Genomic DNA, 16,143 nt, shown 5'->3' with positions numbered 1-16,143 from the left:
TTTAAAGTCATGATGATGATGAAAATCCAGACTTGTTGCATACTTTTTTTCGCGCTGCTGACCCTAACGGGGTGTGAGAAAACGCTTGATATCGATTACCACGATACCGACCCTATTGTGGTCATCGAGGGAAGTATCAATGATGAGAACACCCGGGTTCGCGTAACGACAACCCGCGATGTCACCGAACAGGCTAACCGCATCGTATCCGATGCTACGGTAGTACTCACATCAGACATCTTCCCTCCGGATACCTTACGCTATAAGGGCAATGGGTATTACGAAGGCGATCAAATCGGTTTTTATGGCGAAAAATACGGGCTTGATGTAACTGTAGACGGTACAACCTATCAGTCGACATCAGTCATGCAACAACCGCCAACGATAACTAAGTATGAAATGGTATGGCAGAAAATACTCACCGAAAAAATGCTCTATATCGCTGTAACGCTACAGGATATACCTAATGAGCCCAACTATTATTTCATACACATCTATCGCAACGGAATAGGTTACCGATGGTCGGTAGTAAGAGACGACAAAAATCCTGGAGGTGAGCTCCGTCAACTGTTTAACTGCATGACGAAGCGACAAATGGAAGAGAATACAGATGATGACGTACTTCACGATGGTGACCAGCTTCATATCGAAGTCCGTTCAATCGATAAGAATGTGTACAACTATCTGTATTCTCTTCAGATTATGGATAATACAACTACAAATCCTATAGCCAACTTTACCAATGGGGCTTTAGGCTATTTCTCTGCCTATAGTAGTGTGACCTACGATACGACCGTGAAAATAGCCGATGCCACCGAGGAGTAACTCTTTATTTGACTATCTTCTTGCCATTGATAATGTAAATTCCCTTAGGAAGACTCTCCCATGAATTTGGCATTCTACGACCCATGAGGTCATAGATAGGCTGACGGCGGAAGTCAAGCGAATCGCTTTCGATGGTACGGATACCCGAGGCTGCAGCTGGTATGACAAAGGTAACCGGCTCGCTCCATAGGCTATACAGATTATCTGCACCAAAAGCACGTACACGGAATGAGTAGTTCCAGTGAGCATTCAGTCCACCGATAACCGTATTGGCATCTGTGATATCGTCTACGTACATGACAGGAGTCTTATTCTCATCACCACTAAAATAGCCCTTCGGATAAAGTTCTGGGAATTTGAGAATCTCATCGAGCGTGGTCTTGGTGTTATAAAGAATGATCTCACTCAATAAAGCTCGATTTTTACCTCGTATCGTTACAGAATAATCTGATTTTACATTCTCAAAATTAACGATATTTGTAACATGATTGGTGGTATCCGTCAAGTTCTGAAGCACTTTCACCTGTGTTCCATTGTCATCGGTCAACTCTATCGTTATTTCGTTCTCAGCCGTGTTATACTGATAAGCCATAATCGACAGGGTCACGTTACCATTTTCCGGTTTATCGATGAGCGGTGTCTCTAACTCACCTGCTTCAGACTCGGTTCCGATAGCCAAATAACCATTTTCTGCTTTGTAAACATGCTTACCATCCCATCCAAAATCTATCATATAATTTTGGAGTTCAGAAGCAAGGTCAGTATTCTTAGGGGCATCTTCGAAATAAGAGAAATCATCATACAGTTCGAATTCTGGTGGAAATTCGAAATTAGGATCGGTTCCCTGATACTGTACACGATATTTTTCAGCCCCTGATACTGGCGACCAGCTTAGAGCTACTGTAGAGTCTTTTGCTGCCGCTTCTGCCTTCAGGTCAGCAGGTACATCGACGACATCCTGTTTGAGGTAAACAAAACGGATCAAGCCATCTGTTTCCTTGATACAACTAATCGGCTTAGACATGAAGTATTTGCCTTGCGAATTAGGAGTGTAAAGGGTGGCAGCAGGAGTCGATTCGTCTGTAAGCTCTGTTGCATTGCCATTGACACCATCCCACAAGTCTGTAGACGCAGTAGATGCCGAAATCGTATTATCAGCTGGTATGAATGTGATATGCTGAAAACTTGTAGCGTTTACTCTATTTTTCTTCCATACTTCTTCATCATAGGTGACGTGCATGATAAGCATACCATGACTTGGAGTAGCTTTCTCCCATCGATTGTCCTTTTGATGATTGGCAAGCAGGTAATATTCGTCGCGGTTGGCATCATTATATATGATATATGCTACTGGCTCGTTGGCTATTGCCGGCATAGATGACACGATTTGAGGAGATGTCAGTTCGATAGGAGTAAGCCAACCACCTATCATACGTTCATAAGCGGTGTAAGGAGCTGGTTCGAAACCTGCTGAACGGTCTCCTTCGGCCATGATTGACCAGGTACCCATACCATAAAAATGCTGTCCATTGGTATCATACATATCAGGATAACCCAGACAGTGTGAAAATTCGTGGCAAGCAGTACCTATGCCTTCCAGTCTTTTATTTTCGTCGGTTACGAATCGCGGACTACCGTAAATCTCATTACTGCAAGCATACGTATTAACGATGACGCCGTCAAGGGTAAGTGTCTCACCACATGCACTCCACAAATCCCATTCGTGTGGCCATATCGTGTTAGGGTCTGAGCCTGAATAAGCCTCACTCATACCTGCATAGACTAAATAAACCTGGTCTACAGTTCCATCGCCATTCCAGTCATAGTCTTTGAAATTAACTTGATCATCGACCTGTAGACACGCTTCTTTGACCATGCGATGAACTGCAGTGTCATAGCCTAATGCATCATTTCCACCATAGTAAGCCATGTCGTGAGAAACGGTTACTGGGCCTACGACATCAAATGTGACATTGAATTGACCATAACTCTGATCACGAAAATATTCATGTACAGAACCGATATTTTTATCGTACGGATTGTTTTCATCATTGAATATCTGCTGGTAGGTCTGTAACGGCTGGTCTATTGAGAAGGCCAGATCGGCAAAGTTGACTAGGATAACTAATCCTTTATGATTCACAACAGGCACATTACCTTTGGCACGAACTTCACGGTTGGCATTGGCAAATTTCTTCAACCTCGCTAATCTGTTTTGATTTCGTTCAGATAGCCTTTGCTGTCTTGCCTTTTGTAATTCGGAAGCAGACTGAGGGCTACGTTCCCAGAATCCCTGTGCATTCAGTACCATCGGAGTACCATCAGCTGTAGCGTAATAATGGCCATTTTCGTCACCTACGAGGTGCAGGGTGACCAAAGATCCATCAGCGAGTTTGCCGCTGAATGGTGTAGGGTCAGCATGATTAGCTGAAGCTATCTGGACCATGATACACATGATGAAGAGTAATAGTTTTCTCATAATAGCAAAGTTATAATGTGAATATAATTGTTTCAACGTTTTTCAACTGCCGGTTTGATGACGACTATATTGTGCAAATATAAAGAATAATTTCTAAAAATGCAAGTTTTTTGTTAAATAAAAGAAATTCTCGCAAAGAGCGCAAAGACGCAAAGATATTTAAGAGTATGAAGCCTATAAAAAGAGAGATCCTTAAACTCTTCGCGCACTAAAAAAACTTGGCGCCTTTGCGTACTTTGCGTGAGATTTTACATCAACTACTCTATAACTTGCCTTTTCGACGCAACTATGCCGGAAAAATATCTTGGATAAAAGAAATTCTCGCAAAGAGCGCAAAGACGCAAAGATATTTAAGAGTTTGAAGTCTATAAAAAGACTGATTATTCTGTTTTCAGAAAAAAGAGATACTCTTAAACTCTTTGCATCCTAAAAAACTTTGCGTCTTTGCGCTCTTTGCGTGAGATTTTACATCAACTACTCTGTAACTTGCCTATTCGTCGCAACTATGCTGGAAAAAATATCTTGGACAAAAAAAAATCTCGCCAAGAGCGCAAAGACGCAAAGATATTAAGAATATAAAGTCTCTACAAAAAAAGATATTCTCTAACTCTTCGCGTACTAAAAAAAACTTTGCGTCTTTGCGTTCTTGGCGTGAGATTTTACATCAACTACTCTATAACTTGCCTTTTCGACACAACTATGCAGGAAAAATATCTTGGACAAAAAAAATTCTCGCAAAGTACGCAAAGACGCAAAGATATTAAAGAGTTTGAAGTCTATAAAAAAGAGATACTCTTAAACTCTTCGCGCACTAAAAAAACTTGGCGTCTTTGCGTTCTTGGCGTGAGATTTTACATCAACTACTCTGTAACTTGCCTATTCGACGCAACTATGCCGGAAAAATATCTTGGACAAAAAAAATCTCGCAAAGAGCGCAAAGACGCAAAGATATTAAAGAGTATGAAGCCTATAAAAAAGATACTCTAAAACTCTTTGCATCCCTAAAAAAACTTGGCGTCTTTGCGTTCTTGGCGTGATATTTAGTACTCTTAAACTCTTTGCGCACTAAAAAAACTTTGCGCCTTTGCGTTCTTTGCGAGATATTTGATATTCTTAAACTCTTTGCGCACTAAAAAAACTTGGCGTCTTTGCGTTCTTTGCGTGAGATTTGATACTCTTTAACTCTTTGCATCCCCTAAAAAACTTTGCGTCTTTGCGCTCTTTGCGTGGGATTTAATACTCTTAAACTCTTCGCACTCTAAAAAAACTTTGCGCCTTTGCGTTCTTTGCGTGAGATTTAGTACATCAACAACCCTTTAACTTGCTTATTCAACACAGAATTTTGTGGCAAAATGCCACAAAAATGACCTTGAATAACATTAAAATGACAAAAACAAGCGATATTTCCCAAAATTATTGTAATTTTGTAACCGATTTCATAGAATACTCATCTTTTTATTACTCAATTCTCCTGTCGGGACAACACTTTCTTTATACACATATGGATAGTCGTCACCCAACAAAGAAAAATAAAAGACCATGAACGAATACTACTTCTACGGATTAGCAGCACTGATGTACCTGACCACCTGCTGGACATTTTCAGCAGTACGATGGTTCCACACCTGTGGCGCTCCCAAAGAACGTCACCAATATATCTGGCCAGACCGCAAACTACAGTGTCTTGTCTACCTATGCCCCACCATCCTTCTACCATACATCATCAATCCGACTAGTCCGTCGGCATGGATGCTGGAAAAATCATACTTCCCAGCCTGTTACTATTTCTACTGTGGCGTGCTGCTACTCTGTTTCTTCGGCTCGGTAAAGCAATGGAACCAGTGGAAAACCGTAAGTTGGGCAGCAACGCTGATCGTTGTCGCCACCATGCTCGTACCCGCCCTCGATGCCTGGCTTCCCTCAGGAATTCTCAATGCCCAAGGATTGCGCATCTGGAACGACGTGATACTCATTGAGAGCATCATCATGATGGTCTATTCCGGGCTTGCCATGTGGCAAGTGAAACACTGGATGGACGAGGCCCGCGACCAGAACTATTCCAACCCCGATGACTTCCCTGCTGACTATGCCCGTCGTGTCTGGCTCGCCCCCATACTCTTCACGCCACTGCTTTGGCCCGCCTACATTTGGGACTCGCCATTGTGGATGGCTATCGATAACGTGCTCCTGGCAGCATCCAACATCCTATTGCTGCTCAACGTCATGCCTGCCTGGCGACGCAAAGTTATTCTCTCATCTTCGGAAGCCGACATCACCGAATGCCACGAAGAACCGACTGATGATAACAAGAATGAACAGATAGAACAAACCGCTATGGAGATAGAGGAATACGTCAAAGGCCAGCGTGCCTATCTTGACTGTCACCTGAAGATCGATGATGTCGTGGCTCACACGCATCTAGGCCGCACCTTTGTCTCACTTACCTTCCGGCGCCGTTTCAGTTCTTTCGCCAACTATGTGAACAGTCTCCGACTGGCTCACTATGAGCAATATCAGTCTCAACACCCTGAAGAAACCAAGGAATCTGCCGCCCTCGCATCGGGCTTTTCGTCATACACGGCTTACTATCGCGCTAAGAAAAAACTTGAAGACGAAGGATTAAGTCCAAATACAAAAAAAGACAACTATACTTTTTGACCCCAATGGTCGAAACGTATAATTTTCTTGCTTAACCTCTTCCCTCCACAAGCACTACACCCACTTGCCAATGGGCTTTATTTATCTTTAAACTTCGACAAGGTTCTGCTTGTCGAAGGCAATGTTCTTCATGTTAACCGCAGCATTAACATCCCTATCAAGTTTTCACCGCTTTTATTTATAAATATCAAACGCAAAAAAATGTACTCATTTTTGACTACATTTCTCAATTATTGCGGTCTAATTCTATATAGTTGCCCAAAAAATGATACAAATGATAAAGTTTTTGGACTAAATGAGCCTTTTGCACAAAATCTTACATAGTTTCTTATACTTTTTGTACAATTTGTAATGTATCTTGCATTCAGATGTAATGAACTTACGCACCATTTGTAATGCGTAAGTATAATTTGACATGCCAAAATTCGCTAAGCCTTTGTAACTTTGTAAACAAATTTGAGAGCAAAAGCTGTATATCGGTGATTGACGTACACTCCATAGTACTCAAATTGCACCGTCCTTGCAGCCGTAATCATTAGAAAAAATATATGATAAAACTTTTATCACTCACTCCCCTGGAATACATCCTCATCGGACTTGTCGTTTTGGGCACGTTCCTGTTTTTCCGTGCCTGCTGGCACAACATCCAAAAAGGACGCAGACAACATAAATCTCATAAAAAAAATTCTTTTGAAAAATAATGCATCATCAGAATATTATTCACTTTAACAATTTAAAATAGTAACTATGACAGAGATTTCTATCCCTATCACGGCCGTTCAGAACGGCGACAAAATGAAGATAAGTAAATATCTTGCGTGCATAGTCTTAGTGTTATTGCTCACGATGACGCAGGCGGCGTGGGCGACGACGACATCAACTATCAACGTGGGCGGCACGGACTACACACTGTTCACGGGCTTCACCGCTACGGACGGAAACGGCAAAAACTGGGCTAATCTTGTGGATGGCAATACCTCCACCGATTGGATAGCAGAGAAAACAAGAAATGATACCCCTTTGCCTGGGGAGCCCGACCCTGACCCCGATGCCCCTCCCGCTCCCACCGGCGACTTTGCGGGTGGCACGGGAGACCCAGCATTTGTGGAGTTCCACGCCGATGCGCCTATCATTCCGAAGGGCTACGTCCTGACCTGCGACCATCAGAATGCTGGATTTTGGAAACCCGTGGAGTGGGCGCTCAAGGCGAAACTGAACGAGGGCGACGCTTGGACAACCATTCATTCCTCCAATACAACGCTTGGTGCCGGTAAGACTTTCGAGATACCTTGCAGCAACGACGGAAACAACAAGTATCAGTATTTCCGCTTTGAGGTTTACGAAGTCGGTGTAACAACCATAGTGGACTTGGACGAATTGCAGTTCTACGGTTTACTGCCGACTTACACGCATCTTACTGTCAAAGCCGCTACCTGCACAGCGACGGGCATCAAGGTGGATTGCTACCGACGCAACAGTGACGGCAAGTATTTCACCGACGAGACGGGAGCGACCGAACTTGCCGAGTCTGATGTCATTGCCCCGATGATTCCCCACACAGGCGAACACCACGAGGCTACGGATGTGAACATCGAGTATTGGCAATGCTCTATGTGCGGCAAGTATTTCAGCGACGAGGGCTACACCACGGAGATAACCGAGGAGCAGACTAAGATTTACCGCACTATCACGATTGACGGCAGCATCAGCGAACTTGTCACAAGCGATTTCAGTCAGGCTCTTGCCGGTGAAACCATCCCGCTTTACGTCAGCGACTTGATCGATGCCTCGACATTGAAAGTAAATAATGGTGCAGTTGAACTGACTGCTATGACCGATATCCAGTACACATTTACGATGCCGGCGGCTGATGTGACCGTGACGGCAGAATTCGCACAAAGCAATGCTGACGGCGATGTACTAACAGGCTCGATAAGACATACCGTTACCATCCCCGATGGAGCAAGCATCACTCTAAACGACGCTGCTATCAGCGGTAGCATAGTCTGCGAGGGTTCGGCAACAATTACCCTTGTCGGCACGAACAGCGTGAGCGGAGCTACTAACACAGCCGGTATTCAGATTGGCGGCTCAGGTACAACGCTTACTATCCGTGGCGACGATTCACTGACGGTAAACGGCGGTGCTCAGTCTGCAGGAATCGGTCTGAGCCGTGCGTGGGATCCTGATGATAACGTCATCGGTGGCGATATTATCATCGAGGGCGGAAACATCACAGCCAACGGCGGCGGTCAGTGGGGCGCAGGCATCGGCACGGGCGTTATCTATGGTAACGGCAGCGCAAAGACCGTACGAATCGGCAATATCACCATCAAGGGTGGCACTGTAAAGGCAACGGGCGGCACATCAGCAGACGGCATCGGCACGGGCTATACTTATTCTCCATGTACGAACGCCATCGGTACGGTGACGATTTACGACGGCATTGACAAAGTGGATGCATCGAGCATCAAGAATAGCGGAAGCATCGTCTATAAGCATGACGAAACCGATGTGACCGACAGCAAGGCCGACTACTTCACTATCATTGAGAACGGCAACCGCCGCATCATTGTGCAGAAAGTCACTCCAACCATTGCCGATGTTCCCGACCAGACCTACACAGGCAGTGCCATTACTCCAGAGCCGCTGGTTATGGCAGGATCGCTCAGCCTCACCCCAGGCACGGATTATGTATATTCCTACGAGAACAATGAAAATGTCGGCACGGCTAAGGTTATAGCTACCTTCCAAGGCGACTATGCATCGCTGGGCTCTGTGGAGAAGGAGTTCACCATAGCAAAGGCAACACCCGCTGTCACAGCTCCGACTGCTGTTGAAAACCTTACATATAACGGCTCGGCACAGGCGCTTGTGAATGCAGGCAATACAGACTTTGGTACCTTGCTTTACAGCCTTGACGGCCAGAACTATTCTGAAGACATTCCAACAGCGACTGATGCTGGAACTTATACCATATATTATAAGGTGGAGGGCAGCGACAACTGGGATGCGGTGAATGCTGCTACGGTCGAGGCGACCATTGTCAATTATGCTGCATCGTTAGCCGACAATGCTGACAACACCGACGACATTAACAGCATCATTACTAACTATGATAGTAAAGCCGACGTGACGCTCGCTGATCGCACGCTCTACAAGGACGGTAATTGGAACACGCTGTGCCTTCCATTCTCGTTGAGTGCAGCGCAGATTGCTGCCAATGCGGACTTTGCAGGTGCTACGCTGATGACTATGGACGTGACTGAGAAGAACGGCTTCAATGCAGAAGACGGGACGTTGTATCTGTGTTTCAAATCGGCAACGGCAATTGAGGCAGGAGTGCCTTATTTGGTAAAATGGGAAAAGGCAACGGACTACGAGGGTAATGAAGCAAACTACGACATCAATAATCCTGTATTCGAAAACGTGACCCTCAGCAACTCAACGGCTCAGACTTTGGCGAGTGAGACCGCAGGGCTGGAGACGATACAGATGGTGGGTACATACTCGCCTGTCAGTGTGACAGCTAATGATAAGAGCATCCTGTTCTTGGGTGACGCAAACACGTTGTACTACTCCAGCACAGACCGTCAGATTCGCTCATGTCGTGCCTATTTCTCTGTGCCTTACATCAATGGACACACAGCAGCTAAGGCGCGTTCGTTTGTATTGAACTTTGGCGGCAATGAAACGACAGGCATTCTTGAAGTTTCTGAAAATAATGATGTGAAGGATGATATATGGTATTCATTGGACGGTGTGCGTCTGAATGGAAAACCGACACAACGCGGAATGTATATCAATAAAGGTAAAAAAATACTTATCAAGTAAGCAATATGAAAAAAGAATATATAAAGCCTTCCATGAAGGCTATTAAGTTACAACACTCGACACAGCTTCTGGCTGGAAGTGGTAATCTGAGAGGTCTGCAATCAAGTGGCTGGGAAGATCTGGAAGATGAACTCGATCTTAGCGATCAAGGTGGTGGTAGCAGCATTTGGGACAGATAAGAACCTGATTATAATGAAATGAGGAAGTAGCGATGTTCAACTATTGGGCATCGCTACTTTTCATTGAATTATAATTATTCAAAACAACGATAAAAATTTCTCGCAAAGTACGCTAAGACGCAAAGATATTAAAGAATTTGAAGACTTATAAAAAATTAGATTCTTAAACGCTTCGCGTTGCTTACTGATCAAGCACTGTTTGATGACCTCTTTACTGATACTCTTATAAACTATACTTAATAAGAATTGTGCTATTTTATAAAGTTTGGTTTATAAAACTAGCCATTTCCAAACTGGAACAACGGGTATTCCCTCTTCCATGCCCTCCTCATCATACGTAATCAGCAGGCACTTCCAGTCTTCGTGTGCCTTGGCATATTTCGCCAGTGGCGGCACCTCTCTGTTGTAGGTCGAATCCTCCTTGATGCTATACGACACCTGAATGGCTAGCTTCACATCAGGCACTATAAAGTCTATCTCCTTATCAGCATTCAGATAATACACATTCTCCTTGCCGTATCTCCTGAATAGTTCCACCGCAACCATATTCTCCAACAGTGAAGTTTCCGAGTTCATTAGGAACAGGTTCAGCAACCCGTTATCGATAAAGTAATACTTCTTCTGCATCTCTTTCTCCGTCAACTTTCCTACCTCGTTCTCCATGGGCAGTATCAGCCAACTGTCAGCGGCATAACCCGCATAGTCTATTGTAGTAGGCACACTGATGGGCGCTCCCGTTGCCACGATTACATTTTTCAGCCTGTTATACGACAGCGGTTGCTTCACACTCTCTGCCATCTTCTTGATCAGAATGTTCAACACCCTGTCATTCTTAATGTTGTTTCGAGCGCAGATGTCACCAAGGTAGATCTTTTGGTACAAGCTCGAAAGCATAGCCCGCTTATTTTTGAACGACAGAATCTCTGGCAGACCGCCGTAATAGAGGTACTCATTCAGATGTCGCTTCACCTCACTTCTCTGAATCGTGTCATACTCCCAATGCTCCCTCAGTTCCACCTGCTGCGCTGCCAGATACTCTTTGAATGAATATGGGTACGCATCATAGATAAAGAACCGGCCGCCCAATGTGGTTGCCACCTCCTTGCTCAGCATCTTCGCATTGCTTCCCGTTACATACACCCTATATTTCGCATCAGCCAACCTCCGCACGAACTTATCCCAGTACGGAATGTTCTGCACCTCGTCCAGAAACACCACTGGCTTCTTACCATACAGTTCCAGATGAGCCTCCAGCAAACTGTTGAAGTCTTCCGTCTGGAATTCCGCCAAACGCTCATCCTCAAAGTCTACAAACAATATCTCGTCCCATCCCATTCCGGCAGCCTGCAACTGACGTACACGCTGATACAGCAGGTACGACTTACCAGCATGTCTCACGCCAACTATCACATAATTGCCGTTCTCTTCAAAGTCTGTGGGACGGTTCACTATTACCGCCTCATCCACTTCGCGTTGCTTACTGATCAAGCACTGTTTGATAACCTCTTTACTGATACTCATATAAACTATACTTAATAAGAATTGTGCTATTTTATAAAGTTTGGTTTACAAAACTAGCTATTTTTCTTAAAACAGAATTAATAAACTCGGAATTTTTGCAATATTTTCACTCTTTTTTTCACAAACTAGTCTCTTGGATAAAAAATTCTCGCAAAGAACGCAAAGACGCAAAGTCATTAAAGAGTATGAAGTCTATAAAAAAATAGATTCTTAAACGCTTTGCATCCTAAAAAACTTTGCGTCTTTGCGTACTTTGCGTGAGATTTATTACAGCTACAGCTCTGTCACTTATTTATTCGACATAGCTGTACTGGAAAAATATCTTGGATAAAGAATTTCTCGCAAAGAGCGCTAAGACGCAAAGATATTAAAGAGTATGAAGACTATAAAAAGAGATTCTTAAACGCTTTGCACTCTAAAAAAAACTTGGCGGCTTTGCGTTCTTTGCGTGAGATTTATTACAGCTACAGCTCTGTCACTTATTTATTCGACATAGCTGTACTGGAAAAATATCTTGGATAAAGAATTTCTCGCAAAGTACGCTAAGACGCAAAGATATTAAAGAGTATAAAGTCTCTACAAAAAATTAGATTCTTAAACGCTTTGCACTCTAAAAAAAACTTGGCGGCTTTGCGTTCTTTGCGTGAGATTTATTACAGCTACAGCTCTGTCACTTATTTATTCGACATAGCTGTACTGGAAAAATATCTTGGATAAAGAATTTCTCGCAAAGTACGCTAAGACGCAAAGATATTAAAGAGTTTGAAGCCTATAAAAAAGAGATCCGTATGTATCCACAAAAAAGAGATACTCTTAAACTCTTCGCGCTCTAAAAAAAAACTTTGCGCCTTTGCGTACTTTGCGTGAGATTTGATACTCTAAAACTCTTTGCATCCTAAAAAACTTGGCGTCTTTGCGCTCTTTGCGAGAATTTTTGACATGAACGGCTCTGTAATTAGCGAATTTGTCGCAGCTGTGCTGGAATGACTTAAATACGCGAATTTTGCAGTAGTTTATATCTACTTGATTATCAACAGGTTACACCATGTTGTTTTAACCAATTGGAAAATGGGTGGCAAAACCCAAGCTCCTAGGGGTCGAAACCTTAGAGTTTACTCGATAAGACCTATGACTTTACGAGATAAACCCTAAGCTTTTACACCCTAGGAGCTTGGGTTTTGCCGGAGGCGGGCATAAACTACTGTCGACAGATACCAAATGAGCTGACCAAAAGTTGAATATTTTGAGCTAGATGACGATTTTTCGCGACCCTGTTTTTTGTCAAATGATTTAACAAAATACCAGTGTGGAAAATCTCATGCTAAAAAAAATCTCACAAAGAGCGCTAAGACGCAAAGATATTAAAGAGTATGAAGCCTATAAAAAATTAGCTTCTTAAACTCTTTGCATCCTAAAAAACTTGGCGTCTTTGCGTTCTTTGCGTGAGATTTTACATCAACTACTCTGTAACTTATTTATTCGACATAGCTATGCTGGAAAAATATCTTGGACAAAAAGAATTTCTCACAAAGAGCGCTAAGACGCAAAGTCATTAAGAATATGAAGCCTATAAAAAATAGATCCGTATGTATCTAGAATATAATACCATTATCACAGCCAAAGTGGTTGCTGTCTCCAGTCTCTTGGAAAGCCCATCTGCTTTAGACTTACACTTGGATAAGCATCGATAAGTCTCAACAACTTCTCTTTGAATTGTCTAAGAGCGGCATTCTCGTTATTGACAATCATCCCACGCTGCTTCAGCAAAGCCAACTGGTCTGGTATGTCTGTGGGCTGTTTGCTGTATCTCATAACTATTAAAATGACGAAGTCCCGCCGTGGTACGCATTGTTAAGAGGCGTGGCGGGAACTGTTGTTGCAAAGGTAAAAATATATTTCCAATTATCCAAACTTTTATAGTTTAAAGTGCATTTCGAGCATCAAAAGCGACATTTCCCGACTTGTTTTGAAAATTAAATGATCACATAGGGAAAGTTGTTGCAAGGATAGCGAGGGCGGCACCATCGGACTCATACTGGCAGCAGAAGGCAAAGTGGACTTCGTTGTAAGTCTGGCTGGAGGAGTGATATCTTTCGAGGAAACACTATTGGACCAATCGGATATTCCGAACGATTAGCATAATCCTTATTATTATTGCTGATTATACAAAAATGCGTAACGCAGATTTGTATAATTGGAATATTGACAGTTTATCAGAAAATATCATCTCAACTCTGCCAGTGCCGTGCAAAGAAGTCTTTCTACCTTACAGGAGAAAGACTTCGTGACAAGCAATAACGGACATAACATTTGCTTATCTCGCTGATATTTAATTGATTAGATAAAAAACTATCCTTTAATACTCATCCTCATTGAAAAAGAATTTCTCGCAAAGAGCGCTAAGACGCAAAGATAATAAAGAGTATGAAGCCTCTAAAAAAGAGATATTCTTAAATTCTTCGCGCACTAAAAAAACTTGGCGTCTTTGCGTTCTTTGCGTGATATTTGATATTCTTAAACTCTTCGCGCACTAAAATTCACTTACTTTTTTTGCGTAAATACGCATTTTTTGTCAATACACACCTAACTAACTTGTGCAAATATTAGCAAAGGTTGGTTTCAACATACCCAAATAAAAACACCAGCGAGACAAACAATTATTGTTTATCACGCTGGTGTTTAGATGGTCTAAGCCTAATACGAGGCTCTAATACTCATCCTCGTTGAAGTTTAAAGGATGTACTGATTCACAGCGAGTTACAGCACATTGTGCCAATATTGTGCCACTAATTTTGACATAGAATTAAAGTTTATGCCAAGAGTTTCTTCACAATCTCAGAGATGACTCGGCCATCAGCCTTTCCTGCCAACTGCTTGCTGGCTGTGCCCATTACCTTTCCCATCTCCTTCATACTTGTGGCTCCCACTTCAGCAATAATCTTCTTCACCTCTGCCTCTATCTCCTCTTGGGAAAGTTGTTTCGGCAGATAACTCTCCAATACCTCTACCTGTGCCAATTCAGCATCAGCCAAGTCCTGACGTCCTGCCTGAGTGTAGGTTGCTGCTGTCTCTTTGCCCTGCTTAGCCAGTTTTGAGATAATCTTCAATGCATCAGCATCAGCCAATGTGTCGTTAGCTCCAGGAGCCGTCTTTGCCTCAAGGAACACTTTCTTAATGTTGCGGAGCGTCTCCAGACGCACCTTGTCGCGAGCCTTCATCGCAGACTTAATGTCCTCGTTAATCTGATCAAATAATGCCATAATATCGTTATTATTATCAATCAATACGTGTTTATACTGCAAAAATAATCATTTTCCATCTGAACAACTCACACTTCTATAAAGTTTTAGTTTAATTTAGCGATTAAATTATTAATGTGCTTCGCGTATCTTATATATAATATCATAAAAGATTCTCGTTGAAAAAAATTCTCGCAAAGAGCGCTAAGACGCAAAGATATTAAAGAATATGAAGAATATAAAAAATTAGATTCTTAAACTCTTTGCATCCTAAAAAACTTGGCGTCTTTGCGTTCTTTGCGTGAGATTTAGTACTCTTAAACTCTTTGCATCCTAAAAAACTTGGCGTCTTTGCGTTCTTTGCGTGAGATTTGATATTCTTAAACTCTTCGCGCACTAAAAAAACTTTGCGTCTTTGCGTTCTTGGCGTGATATTTAGTACATCTACAACTCTGTAACTTATTTATTCGACATAGCTATGCTCGAAAAAGTATCTTGGACAAACATATCCCGCAATCTCTTTCACTATAGAAAGAATTCGAATATATCAAAATCACCCTATTACATCTACACTATCTCTTAATAAATATTAAATATCAGCTTCTAAAGCAAAATATTTACGATATAATCTTGTTTATATTATAAACTTCTCTATATTTGCACCGTGAACCGGACACGATTGGACTTTGATGTGCTTTCTGCAGGAGCACGGATAAGGCCAGAGAGTAGTAAACCAAAAGTAGAACATCATTAAAAAAATGAAAAAACAATGGAAGAAAAGTATAATATGACTGCCGAGCGCAGTCTGGAGATCATTAGGGAATCTATTGAGCGAAGCCAGCGTACTATCAACAAGAACTCTGCAATACCACTCATTTGGTGGGGAATTTGCGTTGTCTTATTCTCGTTAATTATCGCTTACCTGTGGAATAATCATGGTGGACCAGTATGGAATATGCTATGGGCTGTATTGTGGCTGGTAGGATATGCAGGCAACTGGCTCATTGACAAGCGAAGAGAGCGCGTACCGACAACCTTTGTAGGGAAGACCATCGGACATGTATGGGCAACATTTGGTGTGTTTTGCTGTGGCGTAGGCATGATATTCGGTTTTATCGGTAGCGGAATGCTACCGATGGAACTAATTATGCCCAAGGTGTATATCTTCGGCTGCATCACAAGCATTATCTCGCTCTGTTTTGGAATGGGCACAACCATCACGGGTCTCGTCATCCGAAACCGCGTCATTCAGGTGTGCGGTCTTGTAGCGGGCATCGGCGGATTCTTCGGAGCTTTGCACTTCCCAAGTCATGCACAACTCTATGTGATGGCTGTCGTGGCAATTATTGGATTGATTGTACCTGGATTGGCAATTCTCTTGCAAAATCAAAAATAAGGAGGAACTATC

Annotated in this window: 10 protein-coding genes; 6 read left to right on the top strand and 4 right to left on the bottom strand. The window is 42.7% G+C overall.

The genetic code is table 11. From position 1 onward, the window contains the following. Window positions 1-9 precede the first annotated feature (9 nt). Window positions 10-825: a DUF4249 family protein gene (locus tag L6469_RS12840; protein ID WP_006283287.1), complete on the top strand. Its 816-nt coding sequence runs from the start codon at window positions 10-12 to the stop codon at window positions 823-825. Window positions 826-829: 4 nt separating this feature from the next. Here L6469_RS12840 and L6469_RS12835 read toward each other — a convergent pair whose 3' ends face one another. Beyond that, the gene (locus tag L6469_RS12835; protein WP_006283286.1) at window positions 830-3,304 is read right to left on the bottom strand and encodes a M6 family metalloprotease domain-containing protein; all 2,475 of its coding nucleotides are present in this window, start codon (window positions 3,302-3,304) and stop codon (window positions 830-832) included. Between the two features lie 699 nt (window positions 3,305-4,003). On the opposite strand from L6469_RS12835, the gene L6469_RS12830 reads away from it, so the two are divergent. The 4 genes from L6469_RS12830 (at window position 4,004) to L6469_RS12815 (ending at window position 9,975) form a co-directional block, all read left to right on the top strand. Then, window positions 4,004-4,291 (top strand): hypothetical protein, encoded by a 288-nt coding sequence (locus tag L6469_RS12830; RefSeq protein WP_237851154.1) that lies wholly within the window; start codon window positions 4,004-4,006, stop codon window positions 4,289-4,291. A gap of 552 nt (window positions 4,292-4,843) precedes the next feature. Next, a complete protein-coding gene (locus L6469_RS12825; protein ID WP_006283285.1) occupies window positions 4,844-5,962 on the top strand; it encodes a helix-turn-helix transcriptional regulator in 1,119 nt (372 codons plus the stop codon). A gap of 747 nt (window positions 5,963-6,709) precedes the next feature. Further along, the gene (locus L6469_RS12820) at window positions 6,710-9,796 is read left to right on the top strand and encodes a hypothetical protein (protein WP_006283284.1); all 3,087 of its coding nucleotides are present in this window, start codon (window positions 6,710-6,712) and stop codon (window positions 9,794-9,796) included. 5 nt (window positions 9,797-9,801) lie between these two features. Further along, window positions 9,802-9,975, top strand: coding sequence for a hypothetical protein (locus L6469_RS12815; RefSeq protein ID WP_006283283.1), 174 nt, complete (start codon window positions 9,802-9,804; stop codon window positions 9,973-9,975). Between the two features lie 270 nt (window positions 9,976-10,245). Here L6469_RS12815 and L6469_RS12810 read toward each other — a convergent pair whose 3' ends face one another. From L6469_RS12810 to L6469_RS12800, 3 genes are all read right to left on the bottom strand, one after another. After that, window positions 10,246-11,496: an ATP-binding protein gene (locus tag L6469_RS12810; RefSeq protein ID WP_006283282.1), complete on the bottom strand. Its 1,251-nt coding sequence runs from the start codon at window positions 11,494-11,496 to the stop codon at window positions 10,246-10,248. A 1,611-nt stretch (window positions 11,497-13,107) separates the two neighbouring features. Beyond that, window positions 13,108-13,308 carry a hypothetical protein gene (locus tag L6469_RS12805; RefSeq protein ID WP_039871009.1) on the bottom strand — a complete coding sequence of 67 codons (201 nt, stop codon included), beginning with the start codon at window positions 13,306-13,308 and terminating at the stop codon, window positions 13,108-13,110. A 998-nt stretch (window positions 13,309-14,306) separates the two neighbouring features. After that, window positions 14,307-14,756: a GatB/YqeY domain-containing protein gene (locus L6469_RS12800; protein WP_006283280.1), complete on the bottom strand. Its 450-nt coding sequence runs from the start codon at window positions 14,754-14,756 to the stop codon at window positions 14,307-14,309. Between the two features lie 748 nt (window positions 14,757-15,504). Here L6469_RS12800 and L6469_RS12795 point away from each other — a divergent pair. Further along, window positions 15,505-16,131, top strand: a complete 627-nt coding sequence (locus L6469_RS12795; protein ID WP_006283279.1) for a hypothetical protein — start codon at window positions 15,505-15,507, stop codon at window positions 16,129-16,131. Window positions 16,132-16,143: the final 12 nt, after the last annotated feature.

Source organism: Segatella baroniae B14 (genome assembly GCF_022024235.1).
GTDB classification, from domain to species: Bacteria; Bacteroidota; Bacteroidia; order Bacteroidales; family Bacteroidaceae; genus Prevotella; species Prevotella bryantii.
Note: the sequence above shows the minus strand (reverse complement) of the source record. Positions and strands in the feature narration are given on the sequence as shown.